The following is a 21618-nucleotide window of genomic DNA, read 5'->3' on the forward strand; positions in this document are numbered from 1 at the left end:
GGTGTGGGAGAGTAGGACACCGCCGGACAAAATTTGATAGATAGTTATGTGTGTAGTGCAAGGTAGGCCATCCACGGTGTGGATGGCCTACCTGCGTTTACGGCCCTTGGATGTTGCCCGACTGGAGGCGGTCGGAGAGTGCTACTTCGTACTGTCGCTCGATCACCTGTTTCATCTCCTCCGCGCCGCGTTGGACGCGGATCCTGATCTCGGTGGCGAGTGCGTGCGGCAATACGTCTGTGGTCCAGACGACCCGTCCCGCCCGGTCACCCTCGGAGTGAACTTCAAAACAGGCGTGGTGGTGCTCGGTCGGTGGCCGAGCGCCCTCGACGACGGAGTAGGCCAGGCGGCGGGCGTCGTCGTCGATCGCGATGATCAACTCGTGGATCACATGCCCGTCGGGGAAGGTCAGGAACCTGTGGTCGCCCTCGATGCGGGTGTCGGCGACGCGGCCGGGCAGCAGGCGTTGATGGACGGCGCCCACATCGCGCAGCACGTCCCAGATGTACTCGGGGGACGCGTCGATCACGAACTCCTGGCGGATGGATGCCATGGCGCGGGGACCCCTTTCATTCCGGACTCCTCTACAGCGGGCGAATCGTGTTCGAGCGGGAAAGCTCCTGGTCATGAGCCAGCCCGTCTGCGGCAGAACCTGTTCGCCGTTGACGCGGATCGGGCCCAGTGATGATCGCACAAGGCCATGGTGGGTGTGGATCGGCCTGCTGACGTCAGAGCCGCCGGAAAGGTCGTTTCAGTGGTGGAGAGCCCGCGGTGTTCGGGCGAATGGACGGTTGGGGGGTGGGGGCTTGCTAGGCTGGACAGGGCCGGGCCACCCCCACGGGTGGCCTTCGTCGCGTAAGGCGCCAAGGGCGGGCAGCGACAGAATGAACGGGCCTTGAGTCCCGCGGCCGGATGACCCGTCCCCTCCGCGCCATGGTCGGCGCTACGGGTGAACGCCGATCACGGCGGACGCGGTGAGCGAGCAACGAAGGACAGAAGTGAACAGAGATAACGGACGTGAGGACTCGGGCCGTCCCGAAGATGGCGGGAACCGCTCGGGCGAGGGGTCCGGAACATTCCGCGGTGACCGCTCCGACAGCGCGAGGGAGGGGCGACCGGCCGACGGCTACCGCGCGGGAGCGCGCGGAGAGAGGCGCTCCGGCGATGGTCCGCGCTACGGCGAGCGCCGCGAAGGCGGCCCCGGCGGCCCCGGCGGCTCGTACGGGTCTCGCGACCGTGATTCTCGTGGAGGACGCCCCTTCCAGCGCGACGACCGCGGCGGTCGGCCGTTCAACCGAGAGGGCCGGGGCGGGGCCGGCGAAGGCCGGTCCTTCGGCCGTGACGACAGGGCAGGGGGCTCTGGTCGCTCCTACGAGCGCGGTGACCGCCCTGATCGCCCCGACCGTCCGGGCCGTAGCCTCGACCGTGGCGACCGCCAGGACCGTCCAGGCCGCTCCTACGACCGTGGCGACCGTCCGAGTGGTCCGTCGGATCGCGGTGACCGGCCCGGGGGCTCGTTCGATCGCGGTGACCGTCCGGGTGGCTCCACCGATCGTGGAGATCGGCCGGGGCGGCCCTACGAGCGTTCTGAGCGGGGGGGCTACCAAGATCGCGCCACGTTCGGCCGTGGCGACCGCGGCGACCGTCCTGGACGCCCCTATGAGCGTGGTGAGCGCGGCGGCTACCAGAGCCGTCCCTCCGACCGAGGGGACCGGCCGGAGCGTCCCGCCCGTTCCTTCGAGCGCGGGGATCGTCGTGACGACCGCAGTGGCGGATCCGGCGCCGGTGAGCGTTCCTACAGTCGTGGCGATCGGGACGGCGCCCCCCGTAGCGGCCAGGGATTCCAGGGGCCGCGCGGTGACCGCCCGTACGGCGGCCGGTCCGAGTCGCGCTACGGAGATCGGCGCGAGCAAGGCGCCGGCGGCGCCGGCGGCTCCTCCGGCTGGCGCGACCGTGATGACCGTGGAGGCCGTCCTTCCGGCCCCGGGCGGGGCGACCGCGAGAACCGCCCGTTCCAGCGGGACGATCGCACAGGTTCGGGCTCTCGTCCCTTCAACCGTGAGGGACGCGAAGGTCATCAAGGACGGGACGACCGCGGTGGCGCGGGTTCCCGTCCGTACAACCGGGATGACCGCGGTGACCGGCAGGGCCGGCCCTCCTTCAGGGACGATCGTGGTGGCCCTGGGGGCCGTCCGTCCGACCGCGACGACCGTGGCGGCCGCTCGTTCGACCGTGGTGACCGTGGTCCGCGTTCCTTCCAGCGGGATGACCGCGGCGACCGTGGTCCGCGCTCCTTCGACCGCGACGACCGTGGCGGTCGCTCGTTCGACCGTGGCGACCGCGGTGGCCGTCCGTTCGAGCGGGATGACCGTGGCGGGCGACCTCCGGGCGCCGGCGACCGGGGCGGAAGGCCGCCGTTCCAGCGGGACGACCGCCGTGGTCCGGGAGCACGTCCGTTCGGCGGGGAAGGCCGTCCGGGCCGTGACGACCGCGGTGACCGCGGCGACCGTCCGCAGGGCGGTGGCGAGCGCCGGTTCGGCGGCGGCGACCGGCCGTACGGGCGCGACACACGAGGCGAGGGCGGCGATCGTCCCTTCCGCCGCGACGACCGAGCCGGCTCAGGGCCGCGCCCGTTCAGCCGTGAAGGGCGGGACGACCGCGGTCCCCGCGAGGGGCGCACGTCCGCTGACGACCGGGGCCGGGAGTACGGCGACCGCGGTCGGTACGGCTCCAGGGATGACCGGGGCGACGCCGGTCAGGGTGAGCGCGGTGGCTCCCGTGGCCGCTACGGCCGGGACGGCGGCCGCCCGTTCGCGCGCGACACCGAACACGGCCCCCGCGACGGGCAGGGGCGCCGGGAGGAGCATGTCGCCATTCCGGAGCTGGCGCCGGACATCACTCCCGAGGAACTGGAGAAGGACGTCCGCGACGAGCTCCGCTCCCTCCCCAACGACCTCGCCGCCATGATCGCTTCTCATCTGGTGGCTGCGGAGCGCGCGCTGGGGGACGACGACGCCGAGCTCGCGTACGAGCACGCGAAGGTCGCCCGCCGGTTCGCCGCGCGCATCGGAGTGGTGCGGGAGGCGGTGGGCCTGGCCGCCTACCGTGCCGGGCACTACGCCGAGGCGCTCAGTGATCTGCGCGCCGCGCGCAGGATGACCGGCTCGGACGAGTTCCTGCCGATCATGGCTGACTGTGAGCGCGGGCTGGGGCGTCCGGAACGGGCGCTGGACTTGGTCCGTTCGCCTGAGGCCGAGCGCCTCGACCGTGCGGGGCGCATCGAGCTGGCGATCGTGGAGTCGGGCGCCCGTCGCGACCTCGGTCAGCACGACGCGGCCGTCATCACTCTGCAGCGGGTGCCGGAACTGCGCAACCAGGAGCCGCATCCCTGGTCCGCCCGCCTGGCCTTCGCCTACGCCGACGCCCTGGCGGAAGCCGGGCACGAGAGTGCGGCGACCGACTGGTTCGAGCGGGCCATGATGTTCGACGAGGACGGAGAGACCGACGCGGCCGAGCGGTACGCGGTCCTCACCGGAGCCGTCATCGAGGACATCGAGGAGGACGACGAGGACGGCGAGTTCGACGTGGACGGCGATGCGCTCGTCGAGGATCGCGAGGACGGCGACCCGGCCGAGCCGGGCGCCGAGCGCGATGACGAGACCGCCACCGAGTCGGATGACCGGGATGACCCGGATGACTTGGGTGACTCGGACGGCGAGTCGGGGGAACGGGCCGGTGCTGGTGTCCAGGTCGGATCCGAGGTGAGTGCTGCCGAGAATCCCGACGCCGGTGAGGAAGTCCCTGCGGCTGTGGCGTCCCCCGACGGCTCGGCCGAGGAGCCGGCGCCGTCGCCGGAGTCCACTGGCGTCACGTCCGTCGCCGGACCGTCCGCGTCCTCCTCGGTGGCCTCACCGTCCGAAGTGACCGACAAGCCGGGTAAGTCCGACGAATCGGCGGGGACGGAGGCGGCCGAGACGCCGGCCAAGGCGTCGGGGACGGCAACCGAGGCGTCGGGGACGGCGGCCGAGGACGTGCAGGCCGCTGAGGCCCAGGTTCCGGACGGTCCTGCGCCGGAGACTCCGCGCATGGAGATCGGCATGGGGCCGGCCTTCATCGAACCCGACTTCGGTGTTTCGGCGAGACCGGTTCCGGGGGATGTTCTGGAGGACGACGATGACGACGACGCCGATGTCCAGCCGCGCAGGCCGGACCGGCGTGATGCCTGACAGGCGCGGAGGCTGACGAAGGGTGGTGGGCGCCGACAGACTCGAGGCATGCGGCGCCCGCCACTCATCGTTCCCTCGTCAGATCGATCTAAGCCTGCTCGGCGCGAGACATCGGCACCGTGCCCCGGCTCGCCCGGCGCGCGACACCAGAGCAGCCTTCAGCCCGAGGAGGGCTCGGCGCGGTCGAGCCAGTGCAGGATGCCGGCCACGTTGAACGGGACTCCGCTGATCATCTCCATCTGCCGCACCGTCTCGGCGTCCTCCGGCGCGGGGGCGGCGTAGCGCTGACGGGTCTTCTCGCCCACCATCGCCACGGCGTGGTCGAGGTCCATGCCCTGGGCGTGGGCCTGGCGGGTCAGATCGACCCAGACGCGCAGCTCCTCGGCCGATCGGTCCAAGATTTCGGAGACGTCGGAGACGGGTCCGTAGTGGCTGAACAGCAGCCGCTGGGGGCCCAGGTCCTTGAACAGCGAGACCGAGTTCAGTGCCGTCCGCAGATCGAAGTCCGGGGGAGGCGTGGCCGGCCGCAGGTCGCCGGTCTGCGGCAGGTACACCCCCGCGGCGTCGCCGACGTAGAGGTCGCCGGTCGCCGAGTCCAGCAGTCCGACGTGGTGCTTGGCGTGCCCAGGGGAGTAGTGGCTGGACAACGTACGGCCGCCGCCGAGGTCGATGGAGTCGCTGTCGTCCAGGGCCCGGATGCGAGATGCCTCGGTGGGCGACAGGGTACCGAAGAGCGTGTCGAGCTGGTCACCCCAGACCTTTCTCGCGCTGGCCATCAAAACGGTCGGATCGGCGAGGTGACGTGCGCCCTTCTGGTGCACGACGACCTCGGCCGACGGGTAGAACCCGGCGATGTCGCCGACGCCTCCGGCGTGGTCGAGGTGGATGTGCGTGACGACCACCGTGGCGAGATCGTCCGGTCCGACCCCCAGTGAGGTGAGCGCGTCGCGGACCACGGGAGCGGAGGTCGAAGTGCCGGTCTCGACCAGGCAGGGCCGGTCGCCGAGGATCAGATAGCCCGCGGTGATCCCCGAGAATCCCGCCATGCGCGTGTCGATCTCGTAGACTTCTCCGCCCAGTGGCGTGACGTTGTCCACAGCTGCTCCTTCGTTCCCGGGGCGCGCGCCGTGCCCGCGACCCCTATGTTCGTACCACCTGGGCGATCCCACGGGTGACCCGCGGTCACGTTTCTCCGCTCGCTTCAGGCTCCCGCGATGTTTTCCACAGAACGACGTTCGAACCCCGTGTGGTCCGGCCTGGTGGCGAAGGATGGCCCTGCCATGGACAGGACGCGGCAGGAAAGGGGTTCCCATGCACCGCAACGAGGTGACGCTGGTCGGCCGGCTGTCCAAGCCGGCGAGGCGCAGAGAGCTGCCCAGCGGAGATGTGATGACCATGTGGGGGCTCGCGGTGCGCCGGCCCGCCGAGCATCCGAGCGGCAAGAAGGCCGACGGCATCGCGTGCGTCACCTTTGATCCCGAGGTGGGCGCCAGGGTGGCCGGGTGGCGGGTCGACGACGTCGTCACGGTCGAGGGAGCGCTGCACCAGCGCTACCGGGGCGGCGCCGGCGGCGGAGTCAGCACCTACGAGGTCGAGGTGCGCGAGGCGCGCCGCCTACAGGCCCGAGATCCCGGACGGAGGGATACGGCCGTCCCGTCCCCCACGGCCGCAGCCCAAGACCACGCGGACGGTCCCACCACCGCCGCCGAGCACCGACCACCGGTCCGGCATTCGACCGGCGACGGGGTGAGCCGTCGACAGGACCAACCGAGCGGAGCCCCATCCGTTGGAGGGAAAGCGAACGGCCGTGGAGTGGAGTCAGTTGGTGGAGAAGGTGCGCAGGACGAGGCCGGTGCGGGGCTTTGGGCCGAATGAGGTGGACTTGCGGGGCACGCGCTCGCCTCCGGCGGCGATGGCCAGCACGTTCTCGACCGTCAGGGGCGGGACGATCACCGCCGTACCCGACTCGCGGCCGGCCATCCGGACGGCCAGGTAGGGGTCATGGTGGACGATGCGCACGGTCTGCTCGTCGTCCTGCAACCCCCAGACCTTGGGCAAGAGGAACTCCGAGAGGATCGACGTGACCAGAGACTTCCAGGCGTCCGACCGGGCCGCCGGCATCGCGTGCTCCAACTGCACGGCGTCGGGGTCGGTCAGCAGGTGGCTGTGCCCCTCGCCGCCCAGAACGAAGGCGGGGCCCGTCACCGTGGCCAGGGCCTCCAGCGCCTCCTCCAGCCGGACGAACTCGTGCACCCGCCAGGCTCCCTTGGACCGTGCCGCGGCCTCCTCCAGGGGCAGCCCGGGGATGACGCGGTGGATGGCCTTGAGGTCGGGCGGGTAGGCCCGGGAGTCCACCAGCATGGCCAGGCCGAAGTCCCAGGCGCCCGCGCCGCGTCCCTGTGAGTGGTAGTCCCGTTGCAGGGCGAGGTAGGTGGCGTATCGGTGGTGGCCGTCGGCGATGAGGGCCCGGCATCCGTAGAGAGCGTCCGCCACGGTCCGCAGTTCCGCCGGATCGGTGAGGGCCCACAACCGGTGCGAGATGCCGTCGTCGGTGCGGATGTCCAGGAGCGGAGTCCGCGCCGAGGCCACCTCGTCGACCAGCTGCGAGGCGGCGGCGCCGTCGCCGTCGTACAGCAGGAAGATGGGCTCCAGGTTGCTCTCGGTGGTCTTCATGAGCGCCAGGCGATCGGCCACCGTTGTCGGCATGACGTTCTCGTGCGGCAGCACGATGCCCTTCTCCGGTTCAGAGAGGGCGAGGTCACCGATCAGGCCGCGGAGCAGCACGTCAGGCCCGCTCTGCTCGTAGACGTAAAGGGAAGGGAGATCGTCGACGACGAGTACGCCCGAGTCGAGCCACGCGGTGAGGGTCTCCCGAGCCTCGGCGTAACGGTGCTGGTCAGCCCCGGGAAGGATCAGCCGTACCACGTTGTTGGGGTGAGCGTCGAGGAGATGGCGGACGTCTTCGCGCGAGACGAGGTCGTACGGTGGAGAGGTGACGGCAGCCAGATCGTCCACTGCGAAACGCACACCCCGGAACGGGCGCAATACCAGTCCGTCAGGCGACGGCAGTTCAGAGATGGCCATACCGGGCATGGTGCCATAAAGGCCCGCGTCGCTCAGAGACAGCCCCGACGTCGTAGCGCTGCCCGGCTCGTCAGGAAGCCGGGATGACATGTCCTCTGAAGGAGGCCTCTGAAGATGGTGCAGGGACGAAGCGGGCCGGAGCCCTCCGACTACCAGCCGAACGCTCCTGTGGATCATGTCTACGACCCGAACTCTCCAGCCGGTGACGTCTATGAATGGTTTCAGCGCGGGGTCAAGCTGCTGAAGGACGGCAGCCCGGCCGCCGCGGCGGCGATCCTGGCGCGGGCCGCCGATGCCGAACCCGATTCGCGCAGCATCCGGGAGGCTCTGGCAAGGGCGCAGTTCAACTCGCGCCGGTACCAGGACGCCGCCGACAGCTTCCGCTGGATCGTCTCCGCCAACCCCACCGAGGACTACGCCTACTTCGGCCTGGGCATGGCCCTGTGGCGCACCGGCGACATGAAGGCCGCCCAGGAGCACCTGGCCATGGCCGTGGCGATGCGCCCGGACCTTCGCGACTACGTCTCCGCCCTGAAGCAGGTCCGCGCCACCTTGCGAGCCCGCCAAGCCTGACTGGAGGTGGGTTGGTCTGGCCTGAGGAGGGCTGGTCTGATCTGGGGCTTTAGGGGAGTGCGGGGCGAGGATGGTGGCCGGGTCATGGGAGTGTCCGGGCATCGGAAATAGTGGGGCCATGGCAACCACGCTGATCGACCTCTACGACACCTTGCTGCTCGATCTCGACGGAGTCGTCTACCTTGGCCGCCAGCCGGTGAAAGGCGCGCCCGAGGCGCTGACCCGCGCCGGTGACACCGGGGTGCGGCTCGCCTACGTGACCAACAACGCTTCGCGCACACCGGCGGCGATCGCCGAGCACCTGGTGTCCATCGGGGTTCCGGCCACGCCGGACGACGTCGTGACCTCCGCCCAGGCGGCCGCTCGCATGATCGCCGAACGGGTGCCGAGGGGATCGGCCGTGCTCGTGGTCGGCGGCATGGGCCTGCGTTCCGCCGTGCGTGGGCAGGGGTTGCGCCCGGTGACGACCGCGGCGGACGCGCCCGTGGCCGTGGTCCAAGGCATTTCGCCTGATTTGTCCTACGCCCTGCTGAGCGAGGGAGCGCTCGCCGTGCGTCAGGGAGCGTGGTTCGTCGCGGCCAACGGTGACACGACCATGCCGACGAACCGGGGGGTCCTGCCCGGCAACGGTGCGATGACCCGCGTCATCGCGACCGCGACCGGAGTCGAGCCCGTGTCGGCGGGCAAACCGGAGCCGCCACTGCACCGGGAGTCCATGCTGCGCACGGGCGCCGAGAAGCCGCTCATCGTGGGAGACCGGCTGGACACCGACATCGAGGCGGCCACCCGGGCGGGCGTCGACAGCCTGCTCGTGCTGAGCGGGGTCACCGGCCCGCTGGACCTGCTCGTCGCGCCGCCCGAGCACCGTCCGACGCACATCGGCACGGACGTCTCCGCCGTCCACCTGCCGCCGGCGCCGGTCACCGGCGAGGGCGACGAGTGGGTCCGGGAGGGCTGGGTGGCGCGATGGGAGTCCGGCGAGCTGCGCCTGAAGGGCGAGGGCGACCCCTTGGACGGGCTCCGCGCCGCCTGTGCCGCCTCCTGGGCGCACGCGGGCGACGGCCGGGCCGACAAGGCCGCCCTCACCCATGTCATGGCGGCTCTGTCCCCCTGACGGTCCGTCCCTCGGGCGCCTCGGTGGTGATGGCGCTCAGATGGTCCTGTCCGTGGTGGTCATGGCGGTTGTGTACCTCCGACGGTTCTGTCCGCTGGTGTCAGGCGGCTGTGGTTCTCTGGCGTCCTGGGCCGCCGGTGACGTGGTGCGTTTCGGCGCCCTGATCGTCTGTGCGTGGGGAGGGGTGGTGCTGGAGCCGTGAGGGAGGGCGGATGGTCGCGGAGGTCGCCGGCCGGGGGGCTTCAGAGGAGTTTGCGGAGCCGCAGGAGGTCTCCTAGGCTGGCGTCGATCTTGACGCGGCCGCTCAGAAGTGCCCGTGCCATGTCGAGTTCGCCGTTCACCATGGAGAGCAGATCGTCGCTGGAGATGCGGATGCGCACATCGGCGGGCCGCCCTCCCGAGGGAGGGGCGTCGGTGAACGGCTCGAGGCCGTCATGGTGGATCCGCCCGTAGAAGGTCACGTCCAGATCGGTGATCCGGCAGCTCAGGCTTCTGTCCACCACATGCTTGGTACGGGTCTCTGGATCAAGCTCGGCGAACTGCTCGGCGAGTTTGTCCAGCGCCGCCCTGCACTCGTCGACGGTCGCCATGCGTGGTACCCCTTCTCATCCCCGAAGCCCCTCTGACTTACGGAAGGTAGCGTTTCACTTGAGTACTACGCCAAATCCGGCGCGCGAGAGCGGCCCGGGCAGAGAAGAGCATCACATGGATGGCCGCTTCCGATACGGTCAGGGTCTACGGCCGTCGCGTAGGCGGCGGTGACCCGGCGAGCGATCATTCCATCATGTCCCTGATCGGCCCCGCGACCAACGAACACACCGCGAGTCGGCGGCACAGGGGCGAAACGGACACGCCGCACGGCGAGCAAGCACGAGACGTGGAGACGACGCATGACGGAGAGCGGCGAGGCCCGCGTGGCCGCCGCCCTGGCCAGGCTGGGCGGCCTGGGCGAGGTTCCCGTCCGGGAGCACGTCCCGGTGTTCGAGGAGGTTCTGGGGGGCCTGGAGGCCACCCTCGCCTCCGTGGACGACGCCACCCCGATCCAGGGGGACGGCGTCTCCTGATGGCCGGGCGGATTCTCATGCCCAGGTGGGCGTCTTCGGCCGCCTCAGCCCCCGCGCCGGGACGATCGGCCCCCGCGCCGGCCGGGCGGGCCTTGTCGGGCCGCATCACTCGCGCGACGGCAGGACAGGCTACGACGGCCGGGGGGTGGGTTCGGTGAGCCGTCGGATACGGCTGGACAGCGAGCTGGTGCGCCGCGGCCTGGCCCGCTCCAGGGAGCAGGCCGCAGAGCTGATCTCCGGCGGCCGGGTCAGCGTCGGCGGCCGTACGGCGGCCAAGCCCGCGACCCAGGTGGACACGGCCTCGGCGATCGTGGTCGTCGAAGCCCCGGAGGGCCCCGACTACGTGTCGCGGGGAGCCCACAAGCTGATCGGCGCGCTGGAGGCGTTCGAGCCGCGCGGCCTGGCCGTCGAAGGGCGCCGCTGCCTGGACGCCGGAGCCTCGACCGGCGGTTTCACCGACGTGCTGCTGCGGCGCGGAGCCGCGCACGTCCTCGCGGTCGACGTCGGGTACGGCCAGCTCGCCTGGTCGCTGCGCACCGACGATCGGGTCACGGTCATGGAGCGGGTCAACGTGCGCGACCTGACCCGCGACGCGGTGGGCGAGCCTCCAACGCTCGTCGTCGGCGACCTGTCGTTCATCTCGCTGCGCCTGGTCCTTCCGGCTCTCGCCGCCTGCGCGGCCCCGGAGGCCGACTTCGTCATGCTGGTGAAGCCGCAGTTCGAGGTGGGCAAGGACCGCGTAGGGGCGGGGGGCGTCGTCCGCGACCCCGGCCTGCGCGCCGGCGCCGTCCGGGACGTCGCCGCCGCGGCGGCCACGCTGTCGCTCACGGTGCGCGGTGTGACGGCGAGCCCCCTGCCGGGCCCGTCGGGCAACGTCGAATATCTGCTCTGGCTCGGCAAGGGGCCGGGGCCCGACCCTGTCACAGACCTGGACGCCGAGATCGATCGCGCGGTCACGGAAGGTCCCCAATAGTGCGCGACCTACCCGCGGGAGGAGCGGCGCCAACGATGGACAGCGCGAAGCGTACGGTGCTGATCACGGCTCACACGGGGCGCGAGCCGGCGGTCGAGAGCGCGCGGCTGGTGATTCATCGGTTCCTCGCCGAGGGGTTCACGGTCCGCGTCATGGAGCCGGAGGCCGAGGAGATCGGCGCTCCCGGCGTGGACGTGGTGCCGGCGAGCCCCGCCGCCGCCGAGGACGCCGAGGTGTTCATGGTGCTCGGCGGCGACGGCACGCTGCTGCGCGCGGCGGAGCTCGCCCGTCCGGCCCGCACCCCGCTGCTGGGCATCAACCTCGGTCACGTCGGTTTCCTGGCCGAGGCCGAGATGGCCGGCCTCGCCGAGGCCGTGGACCACGTCGTGACCGGCCGGTACGGCGTCGAAGAGCGGCTGACGCTCGATGTGAAGGTCCGCGCCAACGGCGAGCTGCTGGCCTCGACCTGGGCGCTCAACGAGGCGAGCGTCGAGAAGCGCGACCGCATGCTGGAGGTCGTGGCGGAGATCGACGGCAGGCCGTTGTCCCGGTGGGGATGCGACGGCGTGATCTGTGCCACTCCGACCGGTTCGACGGCGTACGCGTTCTCGGCGGGCGGGCCGGTCGTGTGGCCGGAGGTCGAGGCGCTGCTGCTGGTGCCCAACAGCGCCCACGCGCTGTTCGCCCGCCCCTTGGTGGTCTCTCCGCGCTCCAACATTGCCATCGAGATCCTTCCCGGCACGTCGGGAGGAGTCCTGTGGTGCGACGGGCGGCGCCGCTTCGACCTGCCGCCGGGCGTGCGGGTGGAGGTCCGGCGCGCCGACCTGCCGGTGCGGCTGGCGCGCCTGCACGGCCCGGACACCACCGGAGCCCCGTTCACCGACCGTCTCGTCGCCAAGTTCGACCTGCCCGTCCAGGGCTGGCGCGGCCGCGTACGCCACTGAGCCCGGTTCCAAGAGGCACGGACCGGTGGGATGTGCGGCCGGAGGCCGCGCGGCCGGGATGTCCGCCCGGCCGCTCCTCGCCCGCCCCGTCCGAGGGCGGGCGACGGGCATCCGGGTCCCGCCGCCACAAGACGTGAAATGTGCGGTTTCTGGTCGTATCGACCGGTTGGGTGCGCTCCTTTGAGGCGCAGAAGGCACCGGTCATCGAAAACCTTGGCGATTTCCGCGTAGGATCGACCCGCACAAAAGAGGTGACCGAGCCAAGCTCCACACGCTCCGGCGAGGTGCCCGAGCGGAGGCGGCGCGGCGAAACGGCGGGAGGGACCCAGTGCGGCCACGGGTCGATGAGGTCCGGATCAAAGGGCTCGGGGTGATCGACGAGGCTGTCCTGAAGCTCTCCTCGGGCTTCACCGTCGTCACCGGCGAGACCGGCGCGGGCAAGACGATGGTCGTGACAGGGCTCGGGCTGCTGTTCGGCGGCCGGGCCGACCCCGCGCGCGTCCGCCCCGGCGCCGAGCGGGCCACGGTCGAGGGCACGCTGTTCGTCGAGCAGGGCGGCCGCGTCGCCCAGCAGGTCGAGGACACCGGCGGCGAGATCGAGGACGGCGAGTTGATCATCGCGAGAACGGTCTCCACCGAGGGCCGCTCCCGCGCGTGGCTCGGCGGCAGGTCCGTGCCGGTGGGCACGCTCACCTACCTCGCCGAGGACCTCGTGGCCGTCCACGGCCAGATGGACCAGCAGCGGCTGCTGCAGCCCGGACGCCAGCGCGCCGCGCTCGACCGCTACGCCGGTGAAGAGCTCGTCAAGCCGCTCCGGGCCTACACTCAGGCCTACAAGCGCCACAGGGAGGTCGGCGAGACGCTCCAGGAGCTCACGACCAAGGCGCGCGAGCGGGCCCAGGAGGCCGACCACCTGCGCTTCGGCCTGGAGGAGATCGAAAAGGCCGGCCCCAGGGCCGGCGAAGAGGCCGAGCTCAAGCAGGAGGAGGAGCGCCTCGCGCACGCCGACGCGTTGAAGAACGCCGCCGTGACCGCCCACTCCGCCCTGCTCGGCGACCCCATGGCCGCCGTCCAGGGGCTCCAGGACGCCGTCTCCCTGCTCGGGCAGGCCCGGGCGGCGGTCGAGGCCGTCCGCGAGTACGACACGGCGCTGTCGGGCATCGGCGACCGCCTCGCCGAGGCCGGGTACCTGGTGTCGGACGTGGCCACCGAGCTGGCCGCCTACTCCGAGTCCGTCGACGCCGACCCCGCCAGGCTGGCCGCCGTGCAGGAACGCCGCGCGCTGCTGAACGGCCTGATCAGGAAGTACGGCCAGGACAGCGAGGCCGTCCTGGCCTGGGCGAAGTCGGCCGCGGTCCGCGTCGGCGAGCTGGCGGGGGACGACGACCGCATCGCTGAGCTGAGCCGCGAGCACGAGGAGCTGACGGCACGGCTGACCGAGCTGGCGGCCGAGCTCACCAACATCCGCACCGCCGCCGCCGAGCGTTTCGGCGCGGCGGTCACCGCCGAGCTGACCGCGCTCGCCATGCCGCACGCCCGGGTCGTCGTGGTGATCACCCCGACGGGCTCGTTCGGTCCCGACGGCGTCGACGACGTCGAACTGCGCATGATGTCCCATCCCGGGGCTCCGGCGCTGCCGTTGAACAAGGGCGCCTCCGGCGGTGAGCTGAGCCGGGTCATGCTGGCGATCGAGGTGGTGTTCGCCGGCGCCGACCCGGTGCCGACGTTCGTGTTCGACGAGGTCGACGCCGGAGTCGGCGGCAAGGCCGCGGTGGAGATCGGCAGGCGGCTCGCCCGGCTGGCCCGCACCTCGCAGGTCATCGTGGTGACCCACCTGCCCCAGGTCGCCGCGTTCGCCGACCAGCACCTGGTCGTGGAGAAGGCCAGTGACGGCAGCGTCGTGCGCAGCGGTGTCACGGCTCTGGACCCGGAGGGCCGCGCCAGGGAACTGTCGCGCATGCTCGCCGGTCTGGAGGACTCCGCGCTGGGCCGCGCGCACGCCGAGGAACTGCTGTCCATCGCCGCGGCCGACAAGGCCACGGCGGCGACCCCGTCCGGCAGGCCCGCCCGCGGCGGCAGGAGCGCCGGCGCGTCCGGCAAGCCCGCCGCCACGGGCAAGTCCACCGGCCGTTCATGACCCTCACGGGCCGCCGGTCGTCCACGCCGGCCGTCGATCGTCGACCGAACCCGTGAGCCATGACGGCCCCCGGCCATTGGCGCCACGCTCCAGCCGTGCGGCGGCGAGCACACGCGGGCCGTCGGTCATCGGGCGCACGCACCGGCGGTCCCCGCGACAGCGGTCCGCGGCGGGGACGGCCGATGAATCCGGCCGCCCATCAGGGGTGGATCACGGCGACCGTCCGTCCTGGGCGGCCGGATGTGCGTACCCTGGGGGACGGTCTTGTGCCGGCTTGTGCTCGCGCGGGAGCCGGCGGGGGTTCGCGTGCGCGAAGGCGTCGGGACGCACATGAGAGACACGCGGGCTCGGAAGTGCGTGCCTCCGCGGGCGCCTCGCGGGAGGCCAGGGGCGCGCGCGGCATGGTCCGAGGGCGGTGCGAGCGTTCGTGAGGATGTCGCCGGTGCGGTGAGGATGCGTGCTGAGCGTCTGTGAGGAAGCGTGCTGAGCGTTCGTGCCCATGCGTGCGGGGCGTTCTGCGCTCGCGTGCAGGCGATTCGTGCGGATGCGAGCCGAGCGTTCGTGAGGATGGGGGCTGGGCGTTCGTGAGGATGAGTGGAGGGCAGTGGTTGTCCGGCGGTGGGCGTCCGGTGTACCCACAGTGACAGGTCTGACACGCCGTGATGCGGGCCCATCTTGGTCGCACGCTCTGGCAGGATGGTTCGTGATGAAGGTGCCGACCTTGAAGGTTCAGGGCCTCCGCCGCAGGAAGGTCCCAGACCTTCCCGGGGTGACGGCAGTGGCGAGGATCGATCGGCGGACCAAGAGGCTGACAAAGCGCCTCAGGCCCGGGGAAATCGCGATCATCGATCATGTCGACGTCGACCGGGTGAGCGCGGAGGCTCTTGTCGCGTGCGGCGTCTCCGTCGTGCTCGACATCGCCGCCGGCATCAGCGGCCGCTATCCGAACCTCGGCCCGCAGATCCTGCTCAACGCCGGGGTGACGCTCGTGGACAACGTCACCCCAGAGGTGTTCGACCGCGTCCGCGACGGCGACCTGGTGCGCGTCCACGAGGGCGTGGTGTACCTGGAGGACGAGATCGTCGGGAAGGGCGAGATCGCCACCCCCGACAGCGTCGCCGCCGCGATGGCCGAGGCGCGGGCGGGCCTGTCGGTCCTGATCGAGGACTTCGCCATCAACACGATGGAGTACATCCGCCGCGAGCGCGACCTGCTGATCGACGGCGTCGGCGTCCCCGACATCCGCACCTCCATGGAGGGCAGGCACGTTCTGGTCGTGGTGCGCGGCTACCACTACAAGGAGGACATCGCCACCCTCCGCCACTACATCCGCGAGTACCGCCCGGTGCTCATCGGGGTGGACGGCGGCGCCGACGCCCTGCTGGAGGCCGGCTACATGCCCGACCTGATCGTCGGCGACTTCGACTCGGTGTCCGAACGCAGCCTGTGCTGCGGCGCCGAGCTCGTCGTGCACGCCTACCGCGACGGCCGGGCGCCCGGCCTCGAACGGGTCCAGCAGCTCGGCCAGCAGGCCGTGGTGTTCCCCGCCACCGGTACCAGCGAGGACATCGCGATGTTGCTGGCCGACGACAAGGGCGCGAGCCTGATCGTGGCGGTCGGCACCCACGGCACGCTGGTGGAGTTCCTGGACAAGGGGCGCTCGGGCATGGCGAGCACCTTCCTCACCCGCCTCCGGGTCGGCGGCAAGCTCGTGGACGCCAAGGGCGTGAGCCGGCTGTACCGCAGCCGCATCTCGATCGGCTCGTTGCTGCTGCTGGTGGCGACGGCGATGGTCACGGTAGGCGTCGTGCTGTGGTTCTCCCCGATGGGGAAGGTCTGGCTGAACGGACTTCGGGACGCCTGGAACGGTTTCATCTTCTGGTTGGTCGGACTCTTCTCGTGATCGATTTCCGCTATCACCTCGTCTCCATCGTCGCGATCTTCCTCGCGCTCGCCATCGGCATCGTCCTGGGCAGCACGGTGCTGAACGCCCCGCTGGTCGCATCCACCGAGGCGGTGACCGCGCAGCTGCGCGCCCGCAACATCGAGTTGCAGGCGCAGGTGAGCGGGGTGCAGAGCCGCGAAGGCGCCGACGACTCCTTCATCGCCGACCGCCTCCCGCTGCTGGTCCAGGGCGCCCTGACCGGCGAGCGCGTCGTGATCGTCGAGGCGCCCGGCGCGGACTCCAAGCTGCGCGACCCCATCGATCACGTGGTCACCGCGGCCGGGGCCGTGGTCACCGGCCGGGTCACGCTCACCGAGAAGTACCTCAACGCCGAGCAGGCCGCGGTCCTGGACGAGCTGGCGACCACCGCCAAGCCCGCCGCCATGGAGTTCCCCCTCAACGCCACGCCGTACGACAAGGCGGCCGCGGTGCTGGCCGGCGCCTTGATGACCTCCGACAAGGCCCAGGCCGGCAAGGACGAGCCGGCCGCCGCCGGCGTGCTCGGCTCCTTCGAGAGCGACGGGCTGCTGTCGGTCGAAGGCGACCCGGGCAAGCGGGCGACGCTGGCGCTGGTCGTGGCCCCGGCCACCCCCTACGAGGGTGACACCGCGGACGCGCAGAACTCCGCCGTCGTCGCGCTGGCCACCGGGCTGGACGAGGGTGGCGAGGGCGCGGTCGTCACCGGCGCGGTGCCCACCTCGACCGCGGCGGGCGTCATCGCGGCGCTGCGCGCCGAGAGCGACGCGGCGGCGAAGGTCTCCACCGTCGACAACCCCGATATGGCTTCTGGGCAGGCCGTGGTGGTCTACGCTCTGCGGGAGCAGGCGGCCGGCAAGGCCGGGCAGTACGGTCTCGGCTCGGACGCCACGGCCGTCGAACCGACCCCCGTGTCCTCGTCCACGCCCACTCCCACCGCGGGCGCGGGCGGCTGACGCGCCGCACGCCCAGTCCCGGCGGTCGCGCCGGGTGCTCCTGACGAAGAGGGATCTGCTGTGGCCCATCGCACCTGGCTCGGCGCCCTGGCGGGCGCGGCCCTCGGCGCCGTCGCCGCCCGCGCCGCCTACTCGGCGTTCACCCACCGCCCTCCGATCGGCGACGAGAAGACCTGGACGCGCACCAACCACCGCGGCGAGCCGCTCACTCTGCTGGAGGGGCCCGCGTTCGTGGCCGGCGCCGGCGCGGCGGTGGCGCTGGCGCCGGGCCTGCCTCCGCGGGCCCGCGCGGCGGCGGTGCTCGCCACCGTGGGCGGCGGCGCCCTCGGCGCCTACGACGACCTTCGGGGGGCGACGTCCTCCAAGGGCTTCAAGGGACACCTGACGGCCCTGGCGCGCGGTGAGGTGACCAGCGGCGCGGTGAAGATCCTCGGCATCGGCGCGGCGGGCCTGGCCGCCGCCGCCCTGCTGCCCCGCCACCCCGGCGAGGCGGGACGCGGCGCGGTGTCCGCCGCCGTGGACACCCTGCTCGACGGCGCGCTCATCGCGGGCAGCGCCAACCTGGCCAACCTGTTCGACCTGCGTCCCGGGCGGGCCATCAAGGTGGGGCTGCTCGCCGGTGGGCCGCTGCTCGCGGCCTCGCTCGTCAAGGGCGCGACCGCCGGTCGTACGAGCGCGATCGACGGCACGGGGCTCCTCGCGGGTCGCGCGGGCATGGCCGCGGGCGCGGGCGTCGTCCCCGGCCGTGCGGGCGTGGCCGGGCGTGCCGGGTCGAGCGCCGCCACGGGGGCGGCGCTGGCCGCGGTGCCGATCGGGGCGGGCCTCGCCCTGCTGCCGGAGGACCTCGGCGAACGGGCCATGCTCGGCGACGCGGGCGCCAACGCCCTCGGGGCGCTGCTCGGCGTCGCGGCCGTCGCCGGGCTGCGCCGCCCGGCCCGGCTGGTGCTGCTCGGCGCGGTCGCGGCCCTCACCGCCGCCTCCGAGAAGGTCAGCTTCACCAAGGTCATCGCCGGCAACCCGGTGCTCAACCGCCTCGACATGCTGGGCCGCCGTCCCGCATGACCGCACGGGTGGGCCGGGGCCTGGCCGCCGCGGCGGCCCTCATCGCGGCCGTCACGATCCTGGCCCGCGTGGTGGGCTTCGCCAAGCAGCTCGTCCTGGCCCGCACGGTGGACACCGGCTGCCTGGCCACGGCGTACTTCACCGCCAACCAGGTGCCCAACATCGTGTTCGAGGTCGTCGTCGGCGGCGCGCTCGCCGGGATGATCGTCCCGGTGCTCGCCGGGGCGGCCTCCCGCTCCTCGGCGCCGGTCCCCGCCGGCTCGCGCTCGGCGCCGGTCCCCGCCGGCTCGCGCTCGGCGCCGACAGGTGGCGGTGCGGCCGGTGAGGGCGCCGAGTCCAGCGCCGAGTCGAGCGCCGAGTCGAGCGCCGAGTCGAGCGCCGAGTCGAGCGCCGAGTCGAGCGCCGAGGAGGCCCGGGACCGGGTCGGGCGGATCACCTCGGCGCTGCTGAGCTGGGTGCTGGTGCTGCTGGTGCCGCTCGGAGCGCTCACCGCCCTGGCGGCCCGTCCGGTGATGGAGCTGTTCGCCGGGCAGGTGCGAGGCTGCGACCCGGGCGACCTGCTGGACACCGCGACCCGGATGCTCGTCGTCTTCGCCCCGCAGATCCCCCTGTACGGCCTGGCCGTGGTGCTGTACGGGGTGCTCCAGGCCCACCGGCGCTTCACCGGCCCGGCGCTGGCCCCGCTGGTGTCCAGCCTGGTGGTCATCGTGGCCTACCTGCTGTTCGTGCCGCTCGCGCATGGCGTCACCGCCCCTGTGACGGCGGTGCCGCGCCCGGCCGAGCTGGCCCTGTCCGTCGGCACCACCCTCGGCGTGCTCGCGCTGGTCGTGACGGTCATCGGCCCGTCTTCGCGGCTCGGCCTGCGGCTGCGGCCGACCCTGCGCTTCCCCGAGGGCGTGGCCGCGCGGGTGCGCCGGCTGGCGGTGGCCGGGCTCAGCGCCCTGATCGCCCAGCAGGTGGCCACGGCGCTGGTGGTGTGGCTCGCCAACCGGTACCTCGGCGTCGGCGGGCTGCCCGGGTACAACTTCGCCTGGGCGATCTACCAGGTGCCCTACGCCGTCCTGGCGGTGCCCATCGCCACCAGCGCGTTCCCCGCCCTCTCCGCGCGGGCCGAGGAGGGGGACGGCCACGGGTTCGCCGTTCTGTCGGCGCAGACCACGCGGGCGGTCATCCTGGTGTCCGGCATCGCCGCCGGGGCGCTGGCGGGGGTGGCGGCTCCGGTGGCGGAGGTCTTCGTCGGCGGCAAGGCCGGCGAGGTGCCCCCGGCCGAGCTGGCGCGGGCCATCGCGCTGTTCGCGCCCGGCCTGCTCGGGTACGGCCTGATCGCCCACCTGGGCCGCGTGCTGTACGCGCGGGGAAGGGGAAGGGCGGCCGCCGCGGGCACGGTGGCCGGGTGGCTGGTGGTCATGGCCGCGCAGACGGCCTTCGCCGTGGCCTTCCCCGCCGGTTGGCGGCTCGGCGGCCTAGCGCTCGGCAGCGCCGTGGGCATGACGGCGGGCGGGGCGTTGCTGATGGCCGCCGTCCTGCGGAGCGAGGGCGCGGCGGCGCTGGCCGGGGTGGGGCGCGCGACGCTGGCCGCGGTGCTGGGCGGCGGAGCCGGCTTCGTGGCCGGTCTGTGGGTCGCCGCGCTGCTGCCCGCCAGCGGGCCGGTGGCCGGGGCGGCGGTGACGGTGCCGGCCGGTGCGGCGGCCCTGGTGGCGTCTTTGGCCGTGGCGCTGGCCGTGGACAGGCCTGATGTGATGGCGGCGCTGTCGCGCGTGCGCGGGGGCGGCCGAGGAGGGAACGGCGGAGATGGCTGAGACGGCGCGGCGCGTGGCTTTGGTGCTCGGGACGAGCACCGGCGGGGTGGGGCGGCACGTGCGCATGCTCGCCGGAGGGCTCGCCCGGGAGGGCCGCCAGGTCGTGGTGATCGGCCCGGCGAGCACCGACGAGGCGTTCGGCTTCTCTGGCGTCGCGAACTTCGCGGGGGTGCCCATCTCCGACCGGCCCCGTCCGGCGGCCGACCTGCGGGCCGTGGCGCGGCTGCGGACCCTGCTGGCGGGGGCCGACGTGGTGCACGCGCACGGGCTGCGCGCCGGCGCGCTGGCGGCCCTGGCGCTGGCCGGCCGCCGTACCGCACTGGTGGTCACCTTGCACAACGCGCTGACCGCCGGGGGAGCGGTTGGCGCGATATATGGGCTTTTGGAGCGCATTGTTGCGAAAAAGGCTGATCGAGTGCTCGTGGTGGCTCCCGACCTGGGGGAGCGGATGACCGCCCTCGGGGCCCGTCACGTCGCTACGGCGGTCGTCCCGGCGCCGCCGCTGTCGCCCGCGACCAGGACGCCGGCCGAAGTCCGCGCCGAACTGAGAGCAGAACTTAGTCGGTCGAGCCCCGCCGAGTCCGGCGCCGAGCCGAGTGGGGTGTCGGACGCGGTTGAGTCCGGCGGCGAGCCGGGTGGGGTGTCAGGTGACGTTGTGCCGCATACGACGCCCGGCGATGGGGCCGCAGGGGCCCGGGAGGGCGACGGGCCGATCTTGCTGACGATCGCCCGGCTGGCCCAGCAGAAGGGCCTGGAGACGCTCCTGGACGCCGCGCGCGGGCCGTACACGGAGGGCGCCGTCCCGCTGTTCGTCGTCGCGGGGGACGGGCCGCTGAGCGGCGTGTTGCGGTCCCGCGTCGAGGCCGAAGGGCTCCCGGTCCTGCTCCTGGGCGACCGCGCCGATGTGGCCGACCTGCTCCAGGCGGCCGACGCGCTGGTGTCGCCGAGCCGCTGGGAGGGACAGCCGCTGAACGTGCAGGAGGCGCTCAGGGCCGCCAAGCCGATCGTCGCGACGGCGGTCGGCGGCGTCCCGGCTATGGTCGGCGAGGCCGCGCTGCTCGTCCCGCCCGGGGACGCGGCCGCCTTGCGCGAGGCGATCGCGCGGTTGATCGCCGATCCGGCGCTGGCCGCCCGCCTGTCGGCCGCCGCGGCGGCCCGCCCGCTGCCGGACGAGCAGGCCGCCCTGCGCGCCGCCGCCACCGCCTACGAGGCCGCGCGAGCGACCGCCACGGGCCACGCCTGACCGTTCTCGCGGCGGCCTCTCGCGTCCCGGCCGCCCTTCCGGCGGCCTCAGCGCCTCCTGGGCGCCCCCTCGCCAGGTTTCCTCGCGCGTCCGGACGCTTCCTCGGGATGGTCCTTGTCCGTCCCTGCGCCTCCCGGGGACGGTTCTCGCGCGTCCGGGCGCTTTCTCGGTATGGACCTTGTGCGTTCCTGTGCCGCCTCGCGACTGCCGCCTCGCGACGGTTCAGGCGCGTCTGGGTGCTTCCTCGCGGCGGTCCTTGTGCGTTCTGGCCGGCCTTTCGGCGTTCGGGCGTTCTGGTCGCGGTTTCCGGTGGTCCTTCTCTGGCCGGCCGTCGTCGTGGGGGTGTCTCGGATGGGGGTGGACCGTGCGGGAACCGGCGTTGATCAGCGGATTCGGGGGCGCGGGCGGCCGGAAGGCCGCGCCTGGTGAAACCGCTGATTAGGTACGGCTTATGCGCTCGCCTATACTCCTCGGCGAGGGGGGGAGTATCCCTTCGCGACAGCCTCGTCATCACGGAACGTC

18 protein-coding genes are annotated in these 21618 nt (G+C 72.6%); 13 read left to right on the top strand and 5 right to left on the bottom strand.

From position 1 onward, the window contains the following. Positions 1–97: 97 nt before the first annotated feature. Positions 98–553 carry an SRPBCC family protein gene (locus ACWEN6_RS25725; protein ID WP_452573503.1) on the bottom strand — a complete coding sequence of 152 codons (456 nt, stop codon included), beginning with the start codon at positions 551–553 and terminating at the stop codon, positions 98–100. Positions 554–2618: 2065 nt separating this feature from the next. Then, positions 2619–2867, bottom strand: coding sequence for a hypothetical protein (locus ACWEN6_RS25730; protein ID WP_452573505.1), 249 nt, complete (start codon positions 2865–2867; stop codon positions 2619–2621). Between the two features lie 96 nt (positions 2868–2963). Here ACWEN6_RS25730 and ACWEN6_RS25735 point away from each other — a divergent pair, with 96 nt between their 5' ends. Then, positions 2964–4226, top strand: a complete 1263-nt coding sequence (locus ACWEN6_RS25735; RefSeq protein ID WP_452573507.1) for a hypothetical protein — start codon at positions 2964–2966, stop codon at positions 4224–4226. Positions 4227–4384: 158 nt separating this feature from the next. Here the strand turns inward: ACWEN6_RS25735 and ACWEN6_RS25740 are convergent, their stop codons facing one another. Then, positions 4385–5323 carry an MBL fold metallo-hydrolase gene (locus ACWEN6_RS25740; RefSeq protein ID WP_452573509.1) on the bottom strand — a complete coding sequence of 313 codons (939 nt, stop codon included), beginning with the start codon at positions 5321–5323 and terminating at the stop codon, positions 4385–4387. A gap of 214 nt (positions 5324–5537) precedes the next feature. On the opposite strand from ACWEN6_RS25740, the gene ACWEN6_RS25745 reads away from it, so the two are divergent. After that, positions 5538–6101, top strand: a complete 564-nt coding sequence (locus ACWEN6_RS25745; RefSeq protein ID WP_452573511.1) for a single-stranded DNA-binding protein — start codon at positions 5538–5540, stop codon at positions 6099–6101. Here ACWEN6_RS25745 and ACWEN6_RS25750 read toward each other — a convergent pair. Beyond that, on the bottom strand, positions 6045–7241 hold the full coding sequence (locus ACWEN6_RS25750; RefSeq protein WP_452573513.1) for a DUF1015 family protein: 1197 nt from the start codon (positions 7239–7241) through the stop codon (positions 6045–6047). The two genes, ACWEN6_RS25745 and ACWEN6_RS25750, sit on opposite strands and share 57 nt — an antisense overlap. Before the next feature lie 183 nt (positions 7242–7424). On the opposite strand from ACWEN6_RS25750, the gene ACWEN6_RS25755 reads away from it, so the two are divergent. After that, the gene (locus ACWEN6_RS25755; protein WP_452573515.1) at positions 7425–7883 is read left to right on the top strand and encodes a tetratricopeptide repeat protein; all 459 of its coding nucleotides are present in this window, start codon (positions 7425–7427) and stop codon (positions 7881–7883) included. Positions 7884–8001: 118 nt separating this feature from the next. Then, on the top strand, positions 8002–8997 hold the full coding sequence (locus ACWEN6_RS25760) for an HAD-IIA family hydrolase (protein ID WP_452573517.1): 996 nt from the start codon (positions 8002–8004) through the stop codon (positions 8995–8997). A 242-nt stretch (positions 8998–9239) separates the two neighbouring features. Here ACWEN6_RS25760 and ACWEN6_RS25765 read toward each other — a convergent pair whose 3' ends face one another. Continuing rightward, entirely contained in the window at positions 9240–9587 is a 348-nt protein-coding gene (locus ACWEN6_RS25765) for an SCP2 sterol-binding domain-containing protein (RefSeq protein WP_452573519.1), read from the bottom strand. A 300-nt stretch (positions 9588–9887) separates the two neighbouring features. Between ACWEN6_RS25765 and ACWEN6_RS25770 the strand changes: the two genes are divergently transcribed. The 9 genes from ACWEN6_RS25770 to ACWEN6_RS25810 all read left to right on the top strand — a co-directional run bounded on the left by ACWEN6_RS25770 (position 9888) and on the right by ACWEN6_RS25810 (position 21096). Continuing rightward, positions 9888–10061: a hypothetical protein gene (locus ACWEN6_RS25770; protein WP_354844681.1), complete on the top strand. Its 174-nt coding sequence runs from the start codon at positions 9888–9890 to the stop codon at positions 10059–10061. Positions 10062–10215: 154 nt separating this feature from the next. Continuing rightward, positions 10216–11034, top strand: coding sequence for a TlyA family RNA methyltransferase (locus ACWEN6_RS25775; protein WP_354926620.1), 819 nt, complete (start codon positions 10216–10218; stop codon positions 11032–11034). A 35-nt stretch (positions 11035–11069) separates the two neighbouring features. Then, a complete protein-coding gene (locus ACWEN6_RS25780; RefSeq protein ID WP_452573521.1) occupies positions 11070–11978 on the top strand; it encodes an NAD kinase in 909 nt (302 codons plus the stop codon). A gap of 328 nt (positions 11979–12306) precedes the next feature. Then, a complete protein-coding gene (gene recN, locus ACWEN6_RS25785; protein ID WP_452573523.1) occupies positions 12307–14115 on the top strand; it encodes a DNA repair protein RecN in 1809 nt (602 codons plus the stop codon). Between the two features lie 706 nt (positions 14116–14821). Then, the gene (gene steA, locus ACWEN6_RS25790; protein WP_452573525.1) at positions 14822–16018 is read left to right on the top strand and encodes a putative cytokinetic ring protein SteA; all 1197 of its coding nucleotides are present in this window, start codon (positions 14822–14824) and stop codon (positions 16016–16018) included. Beyond that, positions 16015–16992, top strand: coding sequence for a copper transporter (locus tag ACWEN6_RS25795; protein ID WP_452573527.1), 978 nt, complete (start codon positions 16015–16017; stop codon positions 16990–16992). Before steA ends, ACWEN6_RS25795 begins: the two co-directional genes overlap by 4 nt. 60 nt (positions 16993–17052) lie before the next feature. Continuing rightward, the gene (locus ACWEN6_RS25800; protein WP_452573529.1) at positions 17053–18054 is read left to right on the top strand and encodes a hypothetical protein; all 1002 of its coding nucleotides are present in this window, start codon (positions 17053–17055) and stop codon (positions 18052–18054) included. Next, the gene (gene murJ / locus ACWEN6_RS25805; RefSeq protein ID WP_452573531.1) at positions 18051–19853 is read left to right on the top strand and encodes a murein biosynthesis integral membrane protein MurJ; all 1803 of its coding nucleotides are present in this window, start codon (positions 18051–18053) and stop codon (positions 19851–19853) included. Before ACWEN6_RS25800 ends, murJ begins: the two co-directional genes overlap by 4 nt. Then, positions 19846–21096: a glycosyltransferase family 4 protein gene (locus tag ACWEN6_RS25810; RefSeq protein WP_452573533.1), complete on the top strand. Its 1251-nt coding sequence runs from the start codon at positions 19846–19848 to the stop codon at positions 21094–21096. The genes murJ and ACWEN6_RS25810 overlap by 8 nt, the downstream gene beginning before the upstream one ends. The last annotated feature ends 522 nt before the right edge of the window (positions 21097–21618 follow it).

The organism is Sphaerisporangium sp. NPDC004334 (genome assembly GCF_053602655.1).

Bases quoted from the DNA above. Each gene is read 5' to 3' on its own strand.
- ACWEN6_RS25725 (WP_452573503.1), bottom strand. From the start codon at position 553: ATGGCATCCATCCGCCAGGAGTTCGTGATCGACGCGTCCCCCGAGTAC.
- ACWEN6_RS25730 (WP_452573505.1), bottom strand. From the start codon at position 2,867: ATGCTCCTCCCGGCGCCCCTGCCCGTCGCGGGGGCCGTGTTCGGTGTC.
- ACWEN6_RS25735 (WP_452573507.1), top strand. From the start codon at position 2,964: ATGATCGCTTCTCATCTGGTGGCTGCGGAGCGCGCGCTGGGGGACGAC.
- ACWEN6_RS25745 (WP_452573511.1), top strand. From the start codon at position 5,538: ATGCACCGCAACGAGGTGACGCTGGTCGGCCGGCTGTCCAAGCCGGCG.
- ACWEN6_RS25755 (WP_452573515.1), top strand. From the start codon at position 7,425: ATGGTGCAGGGACGAAGCGGGCCGGAGCCCTCCGACTACCAGCCGAAC.
- ACWEN6_RS25760 (WP_452573517.1), top strand. From the start codon at position 8,002: ATGGCAACCACGCTGATCGACCTCTACGACACCTTGCTGCTCGATCTC.
- ACWEN6_RS25765 (WP_452573519.1), bottom strand. From the start codon at position 9,587: ATGGCGACCGTCGACGAGTGCAGGGCGGCGCTGGACAAACTCGCCGAG.
- ACWEN6_RS25770 (WP_354844681.1), top strand. From the start codon at position 9,888: ATGACGGAGAGCGGCGAGGCCCGCGTGGCCGCCGCCCTGGCCAGGCTG.
- ACWEN6_RS25780 (WP_452573521.1), top strand. From the start codon at position 11,070: ATGGACAGCGCGAAGCGTACGGTGCTGATCACGGCTCACACGGGGCGC.
- steA (WP_452573525.1), top strand. From the start codon at position 14,822: ATGAAGGTGCCGACCTTGAAGGTTCAGGGCCTCCGCCGCAGGAAGGTC.
- murJ (WP_452573531.1), top strand. From the start codon at position 18,051: ATGACCGCACGGGTGGGCCGGGGCCTGGCCGCCGCGGCGGCCCTCATC.
- ACWEN6_RS25810 (WP_452573533.1), top strand. From the start codon at position 19,846: ATGGCTGAGACGGCGCGGCGCGTGGCTTTGGTGCTCGGGACGAGCACC.